The sequence below is a fragment of the uncultured Veillonella sp. genome (assembly GCF_963522475.1).
Taxonomy (GTDB): Bacteria; Bacillota; Negativicutes; order Veillonellales; family Veillonellaceae; genus Veillonella.
In genome coordinates, this window is sequence record NZ_CAUQYW010000003.1 from 98,489 (window position 1) to 117,258 (window position 18,770).

Below are 18,770 nucleotides of genomic sequence, written 5' to 3' on the forward strand. Positions count from 1 at the left end.
CTACCTCTTTATTGATTGCATAGACACAATTTCATTAGGCTGACCATGTTGTAATTTCATTTCCGGCCCAATACGTACGCCACCATCTACGAGCATTTTTCCAATTGTTTGAGTAACAAGGACGGCATTATTATTATTTTCAGAGCGATGAGCTAAAATAACTTGTATAAAGTCAGGCCGCTTCATCATAAGCAAGGCTTGAGCTGCCATTTCATTACTTAAATGGCCTTCATCACTTGCCACGCGTTGCTTTAGGAACGGTTGATACGGTCCAAATCGTAGCATATGAGGATCATAATTCGCCTCTAATACTAATAATGTAGACTCATCAATACGTCCTAAAATATCATCTGAAATCACACCTGTATCGGTTACAACCGTGGCTTTATCTGCTCCAGCAAAGACGTTAATACCGATTGGGTCCGCCGCATCATGACTAACACTGAAAGGCTCAATAATAAGATTACCTAAGGTTAAACTGCCTTTTGTTAATTCAACCAATTGGTTCTTAGGTACAATGAGCTTATCTTGAATTTCACGCCACGTCCCTTGTTTCGTATATACAGGGATATCGAAACGTTTCAACAATTGTTGTAATCCTGCAATATGATCACTGTGCTCATGACTGATAAATATGCCCTCTACCTGTGCCATATCAATATGTAATTCTTTTAATCCATTGACGATGCGTCGGCAGCTAATGCCTACATCGTGCAATATGACGGAGTTCCCTTTTTTTATTACTGTACAATTGCCCTTGCTACCACTGGCAATGACATGGACCTCCAACGGCAAGGATTCACTCATCAAAACACTCCATATACTTAATCAAAATTTTTTACGGATTTCTGTGAAAGTCAGTACCTTAGTTATTCGATTTAACTATTGTATTAAGTTATGTAATCGTAAACTATCATAACTTGCTTTCAGATAAGTCAGTCAAACGTTCTACAAAGTATGCCATATTAGACTCAATATCCGGACCTCTACGGAACATATCGCCTCCAACAAGGAACATTGTATTATTGCCGTATAACTGAACAAGTTCATTTAATCGTGCATCTGTTACACCGCCACCAGGTGCCGGACACGCAGCCTTCATCAAGGCCATCGGTTGTTTAATATAGTTGGATATCCGCTTACATTGATTTTCTGTGAAAGTAAATCGTCCACCATAGGATACAAAGATTGGCATATCAGCCCCAAAGATACGAGGCAATAAGCCTAATTGTAGATAATCAGCTATACCAGATGTGCCGGGACTTACAAATCCACCTGAATAAGCGGGATGGTGAATAATAGGCAATCGCAATTTTTCATCACTAGCTAGTTTATGAAGCCACCCAAAACCAACAAGTCCAGAGGCTACCATAAGGGCCGTTGCACCAGCTTCCTTAGCAAAATAAGCACGTTCTATTACGTCTGTACCATCACCAGACACATTAGCTGCATATAAGGTATGTGTGCCGTGTTTATCATTCATTTCACGCACTATAGCAGCACATCGCTTTACACGATCTTTAAATTGAGAGAACGACTGATTAGAGATACCGTGGTCATCCTTAATGACATCTGCCCCACCACGTGTATAAGCACCACACATACGAGCTAGCTCTTCATTAGGTGTCCCCATAGGTTTAATAACGGCTTGAATCATAGGACGCGTAGGCGTATCCACTAATCGACGCAACCCAGGCAAACCAAAACGCGGTCCTTTAAACACATCATTAAGGGTTGAACAAAGTTCAATATCAACTACCCAAATATGGGGTTGTAAAGACGAATTTCCAAAAACAACATTTAAAAATTGCGTTGCTTCTAAGGCAGTTGTATCTACAAGATATGAAATACGAGCCACATAATAACGAGATATATCGATTACAGCATTTGGCATGACACCAACATTAACATATGCAGAATCTTGTTCCATCGGTTCAAGAGATTCTAATCGACCAGTAATGGTTCCTTTAATATATGGATCTGTAACAAACTCATAAGGAAACTCTATGGTTTGTTCTACTTGAACAGCCCATGCAATGGCTTTCGCCTCTTCATATGAACTTGCTTCTATTCGATACGTAACTATAAATCGCTCGTCTTTCATAATGCGTCTCCTTTGCAATAACATTATATAATTATATACCAAAGTAGTACTTCATTCCATACAAAAAAGGCCTCACTCTAAAACTAGAGTGAGACCATTTTGAAAGAGCGAAAACATGTATATAGATTTTTTACCCATATAAAAAAGGTTTCTACCGTGAAAGACAATACATGTAATCGTATGAGAATTAATTAATTTAACTATATCTTATTGATAGAAATGTTTAGGATAACCTTTGAAGCGTGTGAAGTGACGATACTTACGTGCTGCACGGTTAGGTTCGTTAACAGTCTTGTAACCAAAGCCATTAAATACTACATTCAAAAGAACGGCTACGATACTACCAGCTGTGATACCAGATTTCAAAAGAATTTGCGCCCAAGTTGGGAAGTGTGCATAGAACTGAGGTGCTGCCAATGGAATCATGGATACACCAATACTAATTGCTACAAGCATCAAATTGTAATTACCGTCAAAGCTAACTTTACCAAGGGAACGAATACCACTGGCAATAATCATACCAAACATTGCGATACCTGCACCGCCTAATACTGCATTAGGGATACAAGCTACAACAGCTGCTAACTTAGGGAAAAGACCTAATAAAATCAAAATTACACCAGATGCTGCTACAACGAAGCGACTTTTTACTCGTGTTACAGCGATAAGGCCTACGTTTTGAGCGAATGCTGTGTAAGGGAAGCTGTTAAGAATACCACCGATTAGAGTGGATAAACCATCAGCGCGAAGTACTGCAGCTAACTCTTTTTGACCGATAGGTTTATCAACGATTTCACCAATAGCAATACTATCACCAGTTGTTTCTACCATAACTACAAGCATTACAACAATCATAGAAATAATAGATGCAAAATCAAAAGTAGGAAGGCCAAAGTAGAACGGTGTTACAACGGAAACCCATTGAGAGCGACCTACTTCAGAGAAGTCAGTGATGCCACAAATCATAGCAAGAGCAGTACCGAGGATAAGTCCTACCAGAATGGCCAGATTACCTAGGAACCCTTTACCAAATCGATATGTCAAAATAACGAGAATAAATGTAGCTACACCAAGAGCTATGTATAGTGGATCACCAAAGTTTTTATTACCTACGCCCCCACCCATCCAGTTAACTGCTACCGGCATCAAGTTGATACCAATAATAGTAATGATGGTACCTGTTACTACAGGTGGGAATAGACGAATCAAACGGCTGAAGAATGGTGCTACCAAGAATGTAAATAAACCAGCCACGATAATAGCACCATAAATAGTATTAATATCATGCTGTTGGCCAATCATAATCATCGGTCCTACAGAAGCAAATGTTACACCTTGAATAAGAGGAATACGACCACCAACAGGACCAAAGCCTAACGTTTGAATCAATGTAGCAACACCACATGTGAACAAATCGGCTGTGATCAAACGAATTAAATCTTCAATCGGCAAATGCATGGCTTGCGCAATAATGATTGGTACCGCTACGGCACCAGCATACATGGCCAACACGTGCTGTAAACCATAAGCAAATAATTGCGGGATTGGCAGCATACCATCTACATGGTTGACACCAGATACACCTTTACTCATAAGAATCACCTCATATCTTACGTTTTAGTTACTAGTAAATAATATAGTCATACTATCGTACTTGATAGAGTTTAAAAATCTCATAGACTTCACGTGGGAACCTTGATGGTCAGGGGCTAATACCCCTAACCACTAAGCAAATATTCTATTTTTTATAACCTGTATGTTGAATCGGCAAGGACCTACGTGGTTCTCCGTCGATACGACGATACGCATTTGCAATGGCTGGTGCAATTGGGATACTGGAGATTTCACCAATACCTTTAGCGCCGTATGCATATTGTTCAGGTGTCCCTTTTTCAATAAGACTTACTTGAATTGGTGGACATTGTGTAGCTCTAAGAAGACCTAATGTACCATATTTAGATGTTACATAACCATCTTTATAAGGGAAGTCTTCTGTAACCGCATAGCCCATACCCATGATAGCACCACCTTCAGCTTGACCAGAGCAAGATTGAGGATTAACTACACGACCTACATCGTATGCTACATATAGTTCAGCAATTTTATTATCTTCCCCAATTCTAGCTACACATGCACCATAACCATAGGCAACATGATTTTTAGGATGTGGTTTATCAGAGTTGAATGGATCAGTTTCACCAAGGAACTCTTCGTAAATTTCTACGCCATTCAATTCTTCTAATGTTTTAGTTTCTAACATTTCTTTCAAGCGAAGACTTGCTTTGCGCGTTGCTTCACCAGTGAATACTGTTTGACGAGATGCAGTAGTTGTACCAGAGTCTGGAGTGCGCACTGTATCAGGGCGCTCTACAAATACTTTATCAGCTGTTAAACCAGTTGTTTCACAAAGTACTTGAGTAGCCATTGTAGCCATACCTTGACCGATACAAGCTGCACCAGTACGGATACGAACTTTACCATCCCGTACTTCTAAGATAACGCGTCCAGTATCAGGTAAACCTACGCCAATACCACTGTTTTTCAAACATACTGCAAGTCCTGTACGGTCAGATGCGTAGTATGCATCTTTTACTGCTTCCAAACATTCTGCTAATGCAGTTTCTTCGGAGCAAATTTGGCCATTTGGCAAGGAGTCTCCAGGGCGAACAACGTTTTTATAACGGAACTCCCATGGATCCATGCCTACCAATGCAGCTAATTCATCAATGTTTTGTTCTTGACCAAAGATAGTTTGTGTTACGCCGAACCCGCGAAATGCACCACCAGGAACAGTATTTGTGTAAACACAAACACCATCAAAGGCAAAGTTATCAAATTTATAAGGACCACAAGAGTGTGTACCTGCCCGTTGAAGTACAGGCCCACCTAAGGATGCATAGGCCCCACAGTTAGATACGATGTTTACCTTACTTGCTACCAAGTTACCTTCTGCGTCACAAGCAGTAGTAATATCCATTTCCATCGCATGGCGTTTAGTATGAATATTAAGACTTTCTTGACGAGAGAAGAGAACCTTAGTTGGTTTGCCTGTAAGCCAAGCTACAAGAGATGCATGATGCTGTACGGTCATGTCCTCTTTACCACCAAAGCCGCCACCTACGAGCATGCTATGAACTTTTACAGATTCTTCAGGAATACCAAGCATACGAGATACTTCGTGGCGATCATCGTAAACGTTTTGGCTACCGGAATGTAAATGAATTACATCGCCTTCACGATATGCTACAGCACATTCAGGTTCCATGAATGCATGGTCTGTTTGAGGTGTGGAATAGTGATTTGTTACTACAAATGCAGCCTCTGCAATAGCCTTATCTACATCGCCGCGAGATAATGTTTGACGAGACAATACATTTCCGTTTGGATGTAACTGAGGTGCATCTGGTTTCAATGCTTCTAATGGGTCTATTACAGGCTCTAACTCAGTATAATCAACTTCAACGAGAGCAAGAACTTCGTCTAAGTATTTTTTCTCAGTTGTCGCTACTAGTGCAATAGCATCTCCAACATAACGAGTGATATCGCCTTCTGCAATGAACACATCCCAGTCTGGTACCAAGTGACCAGTCTTATTGAATGGAACATCTTTAGCAGTTAAAGCCGCTACACATTTAGGATGTGCAAGTGCTTTAGAAACATCAACGCGATCAACTCTAGCGCGAGGATATTTAGAGCGCAATGCTTTAGCATAAATCATGCCATCCATATGGATATCATCAGCGTATTGTCCAGTACCTAGTGCTTTTTCTTCTACATCTACACGGTGTAAACGAGCACCTACATTACCAGTTGTATCCTTGTCAGGAACTGGTAAGTTCTCACGAAACATTTTTGCTGCCAGCATAATGCCTTCTTCAATTTTTACATATCCTGTACAACGACAAATGTTGCCTAAAATAGCTTTTTTTACATCATCAGGTGTAGGGTCATTATTTTCATCAATCAACACTTTTGCACTAATAATCATACCTGGGATACAGAAACCACACTGCACCGCTCCGCATTCACCAAAAGCATAGGTGTATACCGCTTTTTCCCGTTCAGATAGTCCTTCAATCGTTATAACCGATTTACCATCTAATTGGGATAATTTAGTTACACAAGCCTTTGCTTTTTTTCCGTCTATAATTACTGTACACGTACCACAGGCACCAGCACTACAACCTTCTTTAGTGCCCGTTAATTTCAAATCAGCTCTCAAGAAATCAATTAAACGTTGATCCTCTTGAACCTCATGTTGGGTGCCATTCACTTGAAAGCGGTACATATATAGCCCTCCTCTCATTAAGGAATACATTCACCAAGATATGATTCTGTTAAGGATCCATCTTGTACCACATGGTGACCTCTAAGTATAACATCTCGAACTTTACCTGTTACAGATATGCCCTCATAAGGTATATAGTCTGCTTTTGTATGGGCGGACTCTTTCGAAAGCACATGCTCAATGCGCTTATCAACAATTGTAATATCCCCATCGCTACCAACGGCTAACGTGCCCTTCTTAGGATACATACCGTAAAGCTTTGCAGGATTTTCACTAACTAATTTCATAAAATCTACAACGCTCATATTGCATTGATTTACCAACACATCATAAGCTATGATTCCTCGTTCCTCAGCACCTGGAATACCACCAGGTATACGAGTAAAATCATGTCGACTTTTTAGCTTTTGATCATCAAAAGTAAAGCTACAATGATCAGATCCAATCGTTTGGAATATGCCATTTACTAAGGCATCCTTTATTGCCATTTGATCCTGAATTGTTCTCAGCGGCGGGCTCATCACATATTTACCACCTTCAAAATTAGGCAAATTATATCGTGATTCATCGAGCACTAAATATTGTGGACATGTTTCACAAGTCACTTTATGCCCTAGATTCCGTTCTCGAATAACCTCTTCAAGGCCCTTCTTAGAACTTACATGAACAATATGTACAGGATAGTCTAATGCAGCACCAATTGTACTAAAGCGCTTAATCGCTTCCGATTCAATCATGGCAGGTCTTGTGAGTGGATGATTGCTTACATCTAATTCACCACGTTTACGTTTATTAGCTACGAGCGCATCAATAAGATCACCATTTTCACAGTGCGCTCCAACGAGAGCGCCCGTAGGTTTGATTGCCTCTATAGCATCATAAATTTCTCGATCTGTTAAACGGAAGCCATATGCTAAATACACTTTAAAAGATGATACACCAGCCTCTACAACCTTTGGTATCTCACGAGCTACACTTTCATTCATTTCTACAAGCTCCATATGGAATTTGTAGTCACAGGAGCAATGCCCTGCGGCACGCTCCTTATGAACTTCTAAGCCTTTACAAAGGGATCCTTCCTCAGGAGAAGCAAAATTAATGATTGATGTTGTTCCACCATGAATAGCGGCTTTTGTACCACTATCAAAATCATCCGCAGTAGACGCTAAGGCATTTGTCATCTGAAAGTGTGTGTGTGGATCTATAAACCCAGGGAACACATAGCAACCTTTTGCATTAATAACTTCAGCCCCTTCTGGAACAGAAATGTATTCATTGATGGCGACAATTTTGTCGCCATCGATAAGTAAATCTCCAGTAAGGATTCGATCAGTTAAGACCAATTCCCCTTGTTGTATAATAATCATGATACATAGTATACATGCTCTTTACAGAAGGCATGTACGACTCCTTTCAATTCTTCAGGTAATGCATCAATGTCACATACGGTTTCTTCACCTTTGAAGCGATAACCACAGCTAGTGCCTGTGATGTAGAAACCATCATTTGTACTATCTGCTAATGCTTCAGCATTGTGGAAGAATGTAATGCGATCCTTGTATGGTTGACAAGGTTCAACGCAATGACATGCACAGTTACCACATTCATTACAGCTTTGATCAATATGAATAATCAATTTAGCATCATTTACAGTAACGACTTCATTACATCTATTAGGACATACGCGAACACAAGAGCCACATGTTACACGGCAATGATAATCAGAACTACGCGTACCTGGGAAGGATGGCATTGCTGCACGTTTTTTCTTCATCGCATCGCTTTTCTTGAAGATTTTATTTTCACTAATATCTTTAGCAAGTTTAGCGATTAGATCTTTATGCACTTTCAAAGCAGCGTTGTAATCGGTAGATTCAACTTCATCTGCTAAGCCTTTAAACGTATTGTAACCTTCGCCTTGGAGAAGTATTGTACATACTGTTACAGGCCAGATACCACAATCAAAGATGGCTTTAATGTTTTGTTTTACAGCGCCACCACTGTAAGACATTGGTAAACGTTCGCCGAATTGAGCACTTAGAAGCTCAGCTACGCCAATTGTAACAGGTAACAAGGATTTACCAGACATGTACATTTGCTCGCCTGGCAATTCATTGTTATGAATTTGTACAGGAAATGTATTTGTCAATTTAACACCAAAGATCTTATTGTGTTTTTCACCAAGAGCGATAAGACGTTCTAACATTGGAACAGCTTTGTCAAATTGAAGGTCAACTTCGAATTGATGATCTTCAAAGTCAATGTATTCAAAACCTGCATTATCTAACAACTCTCTAATGCGTTTTGGACCTAACAATGTAGGATTGCATTTCAAGTATAAATGGAGGCCTTTTTCACTAATTAGGTAGGAACAAATAGATTCGATTTCTTCTGCAGGACAACCGTGCATTGTAGACAATGTGATTGCTTGGCAAAGTTCATCACTAATAGAGTTAATGAAATCAGCATCAATATGTTCAAATTCATCTACATGGTCAAGACACCATTGTTTGCATGTATCCCACATAGGAGATTGAGATGCGCTGCGCATTGTATTGATGAATTTATCGACCATTGGGCTCTTAATACCAGCTAAGTTGTAACCAACACTCATGATAAACAAGAAGCCATCTGGATCGCCTAAACCTAATTCTTTAGAGATTAATTTTAATGCGAACCATGCTTTGATATATTCATCTGCAGCTTCATCACAGCTATATTCAGAAGACCATTCTACGTTGTACGCTTCGTCTACAGAGTAGATACATGGTCTAGGAATACCTAATTCTTCACCATACATGATTTGTACAGTTTTCAATTCGATACAGCGAGCACCTGCTACGTAAGATGCCACAATATTTTGTGCCAACTGTGTATTAGGACCTGCTGCAGGGCCTACAGGGTTTTCAATGGATTTACCAAAGATTTCTAAGCGTTGATTATGATTGGTACGATGAATTTTATTTACATTGTAAATACGATTGTACATCTTGTACTCTGTCATAATGTGGTTCATCAATTTTCCGAAACTTACCGGATACATAATGTCACTCATAATGTCACACTCCTTTAAAGCGTTTGCGTTATGGGTTTAGTCGTTTCCATAAACCTTTAGATGTTGCTAATACTTCGTTCATTACTTCAGCTTTATCGATGCCTTGTAATTTACGATCGATCATACGTGGTACACCATCACTAATAGTTGTTACCACATACATACCATTAGCACCGAATAACAAGTGACCATTGATATTATTTTCATCAAGTGGTGTTGGTGCTGCGTAATCCAGAACGATTACGTCAGCAGCAGCACCCTTTTTAAGGATGCCTACTGTAGTATCAAAGAATTCATTAGCCATTTTACGATTGTTTTCAAATAGCATATGAGGAACTTCGCCCCAACCTACATATGGTTTATGTTGCTCATGTTTTACAAGACAATTTGCAACTTTGTAGGATTCGAGCATGTCATTTGTATAACCATCTGTACCTAAACCAACTGTGATACCTGCACCTAGTAGCTTCAAGATATCTGTTGTGCCTACTGCATTACCCATGTTACTTTCTGGGTTATGCACAACTTTAGCTTGCGATTCTTTTAATAATTCCACATCTTGGTCAGTTACGTGTACACAGTGGCCTGCAATACTCTTCGGTCCTAAAATACCAGATTCTACAAGTCGTCCTACCGGTGTCATGCCATATTTTTCTTTACTATCTGCCACATCTTCTGGGCCTTCAGCAACATGAACATGATAACCTAATTTATCTTCATTATGAGCTTTCACATAATCTAAAGTCTCAGGACTTAGCGTAAAGGATGCATGTAAGCCCATCATAGCCGCGAGTCTAGATGGATCTTTTTTCGCCTCTTTACCAAAACGCACATTTTCTGCAACAGCAACTTTCATTTGGTCAACACCGTTACGATCAGAGACTTCATAGCATAAACAAGAACGAACACCGAACCGTTTAGCTACATCAGCAATAACAGATAGGCTATTAGCAGTTTCACCATAACTTGCATGGTGGTCAAAAATAGTAGTTACACCATTTTCAATACAGCCTAAATATGTAAGTAATGCGCTAGCTTTCACATCTGGAGCTGTCAATTTATTATCTAAATAGAACCATAGGCCTTCTAAAATTTCACCAAAGTTAGTTGGTGCTGGACCCGGCAAAGATAAGCCGCGTGCAAGAGCAGAATAAATATGATGATGTGCATTTATAAAGCCTGGCATAATCAAACCGCCATGAGCATCAATAATTTCTGCATCTTTATATTGTTTGCATAATTCATCATATGCACCAATATCTATAATCTGAGTTCCGTCAATAACAACAGCACCATCATAAATGATAGGTCTATCAGTATCGCGAGTAATTACAGTACCTTTTCCTAATACAATCATAGGGCACCTCCCCAACGAAACGTTGGATGCATACTTATAAATCTATATATTATTATAATACGATACGCGTACCTGTTTTTCCTGCTATACCATCCTTAGATTTTTCTAATAATGTGATAATGGAAACACGGCCTTTTTTAGATTCTGCAAATGCAATAGCAGCTTCTACTTTTGGTTTCATAGAACCTTCTGCAAACTCGCCTGCTGCTGCATATTTTTTCGCATCTGCTACGGTTATTTCATCAAGCCATTGCTCATTTTCTTTACCAAAATTAATGGCAACCTTTTCAACAGCTGTTAAAATAACTAGTACATCTGCATCAATTTCTTGTGCTAACAAGCTACTAGTCCAGTCTTTATCAATAACGGCCGCTGTACCATGAAGTTCATTACCTTCTCTAGTTACAGGGATACCGCCACCACCACAGGCAACAATTAATTGTTTCCCAACTAAGCCTTTAATTGCTTCAATTTCAATGATTTCTTTCGGTGCTGGAGATGCTACTACACGACGATAGCCGCGACCAGAATCTTCTTTTACAACGTAATCGTAATTTTTTTCTGCGTATTCAGCTTCTTCCTTGGTCATAAAGTGACCAATTGGTTTTGTTGGATTTTTGAAGCCCGGATCATTTTGGTCAACTAATACTTGCGTAACCATTGTCATGGTTGGCAAATGTTTAATACCACGATTTAATAACTCTTCGTGAAGGGCATTTTGTAAGTCATACCCAATATATGCTTGGCTCATGGCCACACATACGGACAATGGTGTATTGGGTTGCCCTTCTACTTCTCGTGTCAATGCAGCCATCGCATTGTTAATCATACCAATTTGAGGGCCATTGCCATGAGTTACTACCACATCACAATTGGCTTCTACTAAATCAATAATTGTTTTAGCTGTACTTTTTACTGCAATTTTTTGTTCCGGAAGGGAATTACCTAATGCATTCCCACCTAACGCTACTACAACTCTTTTTTTCATGTTATGCCTCATAACAAACTATTAAGAATAAAAAGGAGCCATCAACACGGATGGCCCCTAAACTTTACTTTACGGTTGAACTCGGTCAGTTCCCTTCCGTTCTAATTCTTTTAAGGTTTCTACAGGATTCTTAAATTTGCTTAAGAAGATCATAGCTGCAATAACATATGGTTTGTAGCTTGCTTCTTTATAAAGAGGTACGCGATAGCGATCGAATACTGTTGCGTCTACTTCGCCTTCTTCACAACTTACACCTGTAATATCTGCTGGTAAGCAATGTAAATAAAGAGCTTTACCATCTTTAGTGAGACTCATCATCTCTTCAGTACATGCCCAATCTTTATGTTTACCATTTTCTTCAAGAAGAACTTTTTCTAATGCTTTAATGCCTTCATGGTCGTTTTCGCCATACAATTTCGTACGTTTTTCCATCGCACCAAATGGAGCCCAGCTCTTAGGATATACGATATCTGCATCTTTGAAAGCATCCTTCATGTCGTTAGTTCTACGGAAGGAACCGCCACTTTCTTCAGCTTGTTTCTTAGCGATTTCTTCAACTTCTGGCATTACTTCATAGCCTTCAGGATGCGCTAATACGACTTCCATACCTAAACGAGTGAATAAACCAATAGCACCTTGAGGTACGGATAAAGGTTTACCATAAGATGGAGAGTAAGCCCAAGTCATAGCAAGTTTTTTGCCTTTAAGATTTTCTACACCACCGAATTCTTTGATGATATGAGCCGCATCAGCCATAATTTGTGTTGGATGGTCGATATCACATTGTAAGTTTACAAGTGTAGGACGTTGTTCTAATACGCCATCTTCATGACCTTCTTTAACTGCATCAGATACTTGATGCATGTAAGCATTACCTTTACCGATGTACATATCATCACGGATACCGATAACGTCAGCCATGAAGGAAATCATATTCGCTGTTTCACGAACTGTTTCACCGTGAGCAATTTGGGATTTACCTTCATCCAAATCTTGAACTTCAAGACCTAACAAGTTACAAGCGGAGGCAAAGGAGAAACGAGTTCTTGTAGAATTATCGCGGAATAAAGAAATACCAAGGCCACTGTCAAATACTTTAGTGGAAATATTGCGTTCTCTAAGAGCTCGTAATGCATCTGCTACTGCCCAAACACCTTTTAATTCATCTTCAGATTTTTCCCATGTAAGAAAGAAATCTTCACCGTACATTTTGCTAACATCTAAGTCTTTTAAAGTTTCAATACTTTTATTGAAGTCTGTCATCTGTAAGTCCTCTCTTTCAATTCCCTAAAGGGCTACTTAGGATCTAACTTTATACGGTACCTCATCAAATGGTGAGATACCGTATTAAATTTGTAGTTATGAACTATGTTCTAGTGATTTCCGTTTTAAAGAGATCTAATCCAATATATGTGATATTAGTCTTTACAGTATACGGATGGCAATAATGCATATACAGCCGCACATGTTACAAGGTCTTGTTTCCATGTAATTTCGTTAGGAGCATGTGCTTGTGCTTCTGCGCCAGGACCGAAGCCGATGCAAGGGATGCCGTTACGGCCCATGATGGATACGCCGTTAGTGGAGAATGTCCATTTATCAGTCAATGGGCGAGCTTTACGCATTTCAACTGTATCTTCGGCGCCGATACGTTCGTTACCATACAAGCTAGTGTAGGCTTCTTCCAAAGCTTCTGTTACTTTGTGATCTTTAGGAATTACCCAAGTTGGGAAGTAACATTCGATTGGATATGTCAAACCAGTCCAGGATGGACGAGCATATTCGTACATGGATACTTTTGCACCATATTCTTTAACATGTGGTAAAGCTTCAATTTCTGCCAAGCAGGATTGCCATGTTTCACCAGCTGTCATACGACGGTCCAAAGAAACGGCGCAAGAGTCAGCTACTGCACAACGGCTTGGAGAAGTGTAGAAGATTTGGGAAGTAGTTACAGTACCGCGACCTAAGAAACGAGCTTCTTCGTAGTGGTCTGGGTTGAATTTAGGGTCAAGCATTTTAACGAGACCTTTAATTTTTGTACTTTCATCAGCAGAGTTAGCATTTAAGTCACGGATGTCTTGAAGAATGTCTGCCATTTTGTAAATTGCGTTGTCACCGCGTTCAGGAGCGGAGCCATGGCAAGATACGCCTTGTACATCTACGCGAATTTCCATACGGCCACGTTGACCACGGTAGATACCACCATCAGTAGGTTCAGTGGATACTACGAATTCAGGACGAATATTACGTTCTTTAATCATGTATTCCCAGCAAAGACCATCGCAGTCTTCTTCTTGTACTGTACCTACAACAAGTACGCGATATTTATCACTTAAAAGGCCTAAGTCTTTCATGATTTTAGCGCCGTATACAGCGGATACGATACCACCTAATTGATCGGATACACCACGACCACCGATTTTAGTTTCATCTTCAAAACCTTCATAAGGATCAAAATTCCAGTTATCGCGGTTGCCAATACCTACTGTATCGATATGAGCGTCGAAGGCAATAAGAGTTTTACCAGTACCCATGTAACCAAGAATGTTACCCATTGGATCTACTTCAACTTCGTCGAAGCCAAGATCTTTCATTTCTTTTTCAATGCGTTGAACGTGTTCTTTTTCTTCTGCACTTTCACCAGGGAATGCTACGATTTCACGTAAGAACTTGGTCATCGCTGGTCCATAAGTTGCTGCTGCTTGTTTAATTGCTTGTAAATCCATAATTAATGCCTCCTAACGATCTTCACCATACCACATAATGTTTTTATATCTTTCAGGGTCTGTATCACCTTCAGTGGAGAAGCAGAGTACCTTTGAAGACTCATCTAATTCTAATTCCTTGCGTAAGTCTTCATATTCTGGCATTGTCATAATTGCTGTTACAAGACCTAGTGGAACCGCACCAGATTCACCTGTAGTGATTGATGTATCACCTTTAATCGGTGCACCACCAACGCGCATACCAAGTCTTGCTACCCAATCAGGAGCAGATACGAATACATCCGCATGGTTTCTCAAAATATCCCAAGAAACTGTATTTGGTTCACCACATGCAAGTCCAGCCATGATTGTTTCTAAATCACCCTCAACGATACGAGGATTACCATCATCAGCTACAGCCCCTTTGTATAAGCAAGCTGCTGCTTCAGCTTCTACAACCACTAATTTAGGTTTCTTAGTTGCATTGCTGTATAAATTAGTGAAATAACCTACTACAGCACCTGCTAGGGAACCTACACCAGCTTGTACAAATACATGAGTTGGTACCTTACAGTTTTCAGCTTCTAACTGATTTGCCGTTTCCATAGCCATTGTGCCATAGCCTTGCATGATCCAGTTTGGAATTTCTTCATAGCCTTCCCATGCTGTATCTTGAACTACAACACCATTTGGAACTTCTTTAGATTTTTTAGTTGCTAACCGTACACATTCATCGTAGTTGAATTCTTCGATTGTTACGGTAGCACCTTCATTTTCAATTTGTTTTCTACGATATTCTGTAGAGCCTTTAGGCATGAACACTACTGCTTTTTGACCTAATTTATTAGCAGCCCAGGCTACGCCACGTCCATGGTTACCATCAGTAGCTGTAAAGAATGTAGCTTGTCCGAATTCTTCTTTTAATTGTGGAGAAGTTAATACATCATATGGTACATCTTCAACATTTTTACCAGTTTGTTGAGCTACATATTTTGCCATTGCATAAGAGCCGCCTAATACCTTAAATGCATTTAGGCCAAAGCGGTAAGATTCATCTTTTACAAAAAGCGAATTAACACCGATATAATCTGCTAATTTTTCTAGCGATACTAGTGGAGTTACACTATACTGTGGAAAACTTTCATGAAACGCTTTAGCTTTCTTAATTTCTCTAATATCCATAACGGACAAGAACTTGTCACTAGATGGTGCCATCGTATTACATTTCCACTGAATTCTGTCCATATTTGCCTCCTAGGATTCTTCCTTTACAGTATTTAAATCACTATAAAGAGTAAACTTAGAAATATTGAAATACTCCGCAATCTTTTCTGAAGATTTAGAAATAAGAAAAGCCCCTTTTTCATTCAAGTAGCTAATAGCTTTTAGTCGCTCTACTTTATTCATGAGTGGTCCAGGTTTGCCAACTAACCGTTCTGCTTCTAGTAGTAAATCATCTAATAGTTCCGATACACTTGTAGTAATTTTTTCAACAGTACCAGTCTCAGCTTGGCCTATACCTATAAGACTTTCAAGTGATCGATGCATCATAACAAACTCTGTGATATCCTGATTAATTCCCAATAGGTATGCAATATTGCCATTATCATCACGGATATACATGGTAGAGGATTTTAATATGCGTCCATCCTTAGTTTTTGTTAGATACCCAAATCTACCTTCACTACCATCATCATAGTTGAGTACATCTAAAACCACATGTGATGGACCATCACCAACATGGCGATTCGTTATCGTACCATTTTCTATATATACAAGTGATGTATCGAGATCGCCTTGTAAGTCATGTATCAGTACTTCACAAGATGGTCCGAATTGTATGGCCAATCCCTGGGCTATAACTTTTAGCCGTTCCAATGTACTCATTGAGATAACCTCCCTTTCATCGGTATCGGTTAGTCTTCATGGTCTAAATAACTTCAGTCCGCTTATACAGTTAGTATTATGAGAATAATTCTAACTATTTTTGTATTAACCTAATTTTTTGTCAGGTTTCTTACTTAAATTATAGGTCTATGTATACAAAAATGCAACGCTATTATGCATTAAAGTTATTTATAAATATACAGATACATACATCCATTGTTACAAACATATACACTCCCTGTGATTTCTATCACATAAACTAGCTGTTATAAAAATCTTTAATGACCTTTGTGTTATCACATCTATATAATTAAATCTATTCAAATTCTATAAAAATCAATGTATATCTATATTTTTATATGTATTAATTCAATCTGCTATGTCATTATGCATACATATATTTTATAAATATTCCTACCATTCATGACTACCAAAGCGTTACGTCTATATACATAGTAAGTGTATATAATCTCCTTATTGCATACAAAAAAGGCTGTAATAACGACATATCGTTATTACAGCCTTTATATACTGTTATCTGTTAGGATTTATGTTAATGGTTAAGAGTAAATTATGCGTTTGCTAATGTTTTACCCAATTCTTCACATTGTGCTTTGCCATCATCATCAGGTTCACCCAAGATAGCTACACCATCAGCTACTAATTCGCCGCCAGCATCTTTAATGCGAGTGCCCCAGTCTTCTAACCAAGTGCCACCCCAACCATAGGAGCCAAAGATAGCTAATTTTTTACCACCCAATTTAGCTTCTAATTCTGTGTAGAATGGTTCAAATTCGCCTTCTTCTAATTGTTCTGCACCCATATCAGCACAGCCAAGAGCTAGTTTTTCGTAAGCTGCTGCGTCATCTACGGATACTTCAGAAACAGATTTTACTTCAACTTCTTGACCTGCAGCTTTGATACCTTCAGCTACTGCTTGAGCCATTTGTTCTGTATTGCCTGTACCGGACCAATAAATTACACCAATCATCTTGTACCTCCTAGGCCGTTCTTGCGACCAATGAACTAAATGTTTTTCCCAACATCAATTGAGTTTGACAAAATTCACGACATGCTTTGTAACATAAGAAAGAGCGTTTTGCATCTACCACATCATGGTAAACTTTCCACTCTCCACACATACGATATCCACTGCCTCGACGAGAAATAAAATATTTCACATCATTTAACGGATAACCTAGAAATACGCCGATTTCATGTGGAAAATCAACACTTGCTTCCATACGATATCTAAGATGCTCAAGCATCTCCATAATACTCATGCGATCATGATAACCGTAGGCTTTCAAAAATGTCATTACTGCAGGTTGCCGTACATAGTCTCGTAATTGTTTCTCACGGAATACCAATAATAGTCTACGCACTTTACAGCGACATAATTCAAAGAAGAACAATCCTTTTTCATTGAACTCTTTATTATATTCTGTCAATACAAATTGGATTTGTTCATTCATGTCCCGTGGAATAGAAACCAAGTTCGAAAGCTTGATACCTCGAATTGCCGGTGCACAATGATATCCAATGATATGGTCAATTGAATTCATCATAATAGTACCTGCCTGTTGCACATCGTTAGAACTTTCTCTAATGAGAATAATTCCTATATGCCAATAGTACTCTTGATGAGAAAAATTGTCAAGAATAATTGATATATATTTTCAATAATTATTTATTTTTTTACCGTTAGCAAAGTCTTAACTTTAGGGAATATTGCAGCATCATTAGCTTCATCTATAGCTATAAAGCGTGCATTCGGACCAGTATACTTATCATCAAAAAGGCTAATATGTAAAACTTCATTATAAGAATTATTATTAGATATGCTTTTATATTTTAATGTTCCTTCGTAAGCATTACCTTGTTTAGATAATGGGGACACTACTGTGAATTTACCAAGAATTGGGCTATCGCCCTTATTAATAGCAGATGCTAATGCGCCTAATGCAGATGGATCTGCATTGACATGCTTAGTTTCACTAAGCTGACCAGCTAATTGTTTACCTAATACTACATCACCAAATACAGCATAGTTCATTTCATTTTCGTTTTTAAGGTTTAGTGTATATACATTAGCTGATGTAGCGCCTGCTTCAATAAATACAGATTTAATAGCTTTTTTTGCATCGCCTGCAAAAAGTGCTTTAGGATTATTTTGATACATTCTAACGCCTTCAGGCAATTTAATACCTTGATATGCTACTGTTTGGCTTTTATTCAAAACGGACTTAATGTTTGCTGCAGAACCTATCACTGGAACAGATACTAATACAGCAGCTGCAGTAGCAAGTAATACTATTTTTTTCATATGTCTCCTCTAATGAAATATTAATGTCACAAACTCTCAACATTTATAGTAACAACA

At 38.9% G+C, this 18,770-nt stretch carries 15 protein-coding genes; all 15 read right to left on the reverse strand.

The annotated features are described in order from the left end of the window. The gene (locus RWP19_RS02745) at nt 1–807 is read right to left on the reverse strand and encodes an MBL fold metallo-hydrolase (RefSeq protein WP_314356375.1); all 807 of its coding nucleotides are present in this window, start codon (nt 805–807) and stop codon (nt 1–3) included. A gap of 106 nt (nt 808–913) precedes the next feature. Further along, nucleotides 914–2,104: a RuBisCO large subunit C-terminal-like domain-containing protein gene (locus tag RWP19_RS02750; protein ID WP_314356376.1), complete on the reverse strand. Its 1,191-nt coding sequence runs from the start codon at nt 2,102–2,104 to the stop codon at nt 914–916. A 207-nt stretch (nt 2,105–2,311) separates the two neighbouring features. Then, nucleotides 2,312–3,697, reverse strand: a complete 1,386-nt coding sequence (locus RWP19_RS02755; RefSeq protein WP_314356377.1) for a nucleobase:cation symporter-2 family protein — start codon at nt 3,695–3,697, stop codon at nt 2,312–2,314. Between the two features lie 145 nt (nt 3,698–3,842). Then, the gene (xdh, locus tag RWP19_RS02760) at nt 3,843–6,392 is read right to left on the reverse strand and encodes a selenium-dependent xanthine dehydrogenase (protein ID WP_314356378.1); all 2,550 of its coding nucleotides are present in this window, start codon (nt 6,390–6,392) and stop codon (nt 3,843–3,845) included. Between the two features lie 17 nt (nt 6,393–6,409). After that, the gene (gene hydA, locus RWP19_RS02765; protein ID WP_314356379.1) at nt 6,410–7,759 is read right to left on the reverse strand and encodes a dihydropyrimidinase; all 1,350 of its coding nucleotides are present in this window, start codon (nt 7,757–7,759) and stop codon (nt 6,410–6,412) included. Beyond that, the gene (locus RWP19_RS02770; RefSeq protein WP_314356380.1) at nt 7,756–9,447 is read right to left on the reverse strand and encodes a selenate reductase; all 1,692 of its coding nucleotides are present in this window, start codon (nt 9,445–9,447) and stop codon (nt 7,756–7,758) included. The genes hydA and RWP19_RS02770 overlap by 4 nt, the downstream gene beginning before the upstream one ends. A 28-nt stretch (nt 9,448–9,475) precedes the next feature. Then, nucleotides 9,476–10,804: a putative aminohydrolase SsnA gene (gene ssnA / locus RWP19_RS02775; protein WP_314356381.1), complete on the reverse strand. Its 1,329-nt coding sequence runs from the start codon at nt 10,802–10,804 to the stop codon at nt 9,476–9,478. Between the two features lie 52 nt (nt 10,805–10,856). Further along, nucleotides 10,857–11,792 carry a carbamate kinase gene (arcC, locus tag RWP19_RS02780; RefSeq protein ID WP_295208264.1) on the reverse strand — a complete coding sequence of 312 codons (936 nt, stop codon included), beginning with the start codon at nt 11,790–11,792 and terminating at the stop codon, nt 10,857–10,859. 69 nt (nt 11,793–11,861) lie between these two features. After that, nucleotides 11,862–13,055, reverse strand: a complete 1,194-nt coding sequence (gene ygeW, locus RWP19_RS02785) for a knotted carbamoyltransferase YgeW (protein ID WP_105089457.1) — start codon at nt 13,053–13,055, stop codon at nt 11,862–11,864. A gap of 155 nt (nt 13,056–13,210) precedes the next feature. Beyond that, the gene (locus RWP19_RS02790) at nt 13,211–14,521 is read right to left on the reverse strand and encodes a YgeY family selenium metabolism-linked hydrolase (RefSeq protein WP_195185928.1); all 1,311 of its coding nucleotides are present in this window, start codon (nt 14,519–14,521) and stop codon (nt 13,211–13,213) included. Nucleotides 14,522–14,533: 12 nt separating this feature from the next. Continuing rightward, nucleotides 14,534–15,745: a diaminopropionate ammonia-lyase gene (gene dpaL, locus RWP19_RS02795; RefSeq protein WP_314356382.1), complete on the reverse strand. Its 1,212-nt coding sequence runs from the start codon at nt 15,743–15,745 to the stop codon at nt 14,534–14,536. 9 nt (nt 15,746–15,754) lie between these two features. Further along, nucleotides 15,755–16,387, reverse strand: coding sequence for a transcriptional regulator (locus RWP19_RS02800; RefSeq protein ID WP_295258395.1), 633 nt, complete (start codon nt 16,385–16,387; stop codon nt 15,755–15,757). A 571-nt stretch (nt 16,388–16,958) separates the two neighbouring features. Next, nucleotides 16,959–17,378 (reverse strand): flavodoxin, encoded by a 420-nt coding sequence (locus RWP19_RS02805; protein WP_314356383.1) that lies wholly within the window; start codon nt 17,376–17,378, stop codon nt 16,959–16,961. Between the two features lie 10 nt (nt 17,379–17,388). Beyond that, the gene (locus RWP19_RS02810) at nt 17,389–17,976 is read right to left on the reverse strand and encodes a DUF3793 family protein (RefSeq protein WP_314356384.1); all 588 of its coding nucleotides are present in this window, start codon (nt 17,974–17,976) and stop codon (nt 17,389–17,391) included. Between the two features lie 101 nt (nt 17,977–18,077). After that, the gene (locus RWP19_RS02815; RefSeq protein ID WP_314356385.1) at nt 18,078–18,713 is read right to left on the reverse strand and encodes a hypothetical protein; all 636 of its coding nucleotides are present in this window, start codon (nt 18,711–18,713) and stop codon (nt 18,078–18,080) included. Nucleotides 18,714–18,770: the final 57 nt, after the last annotated feature.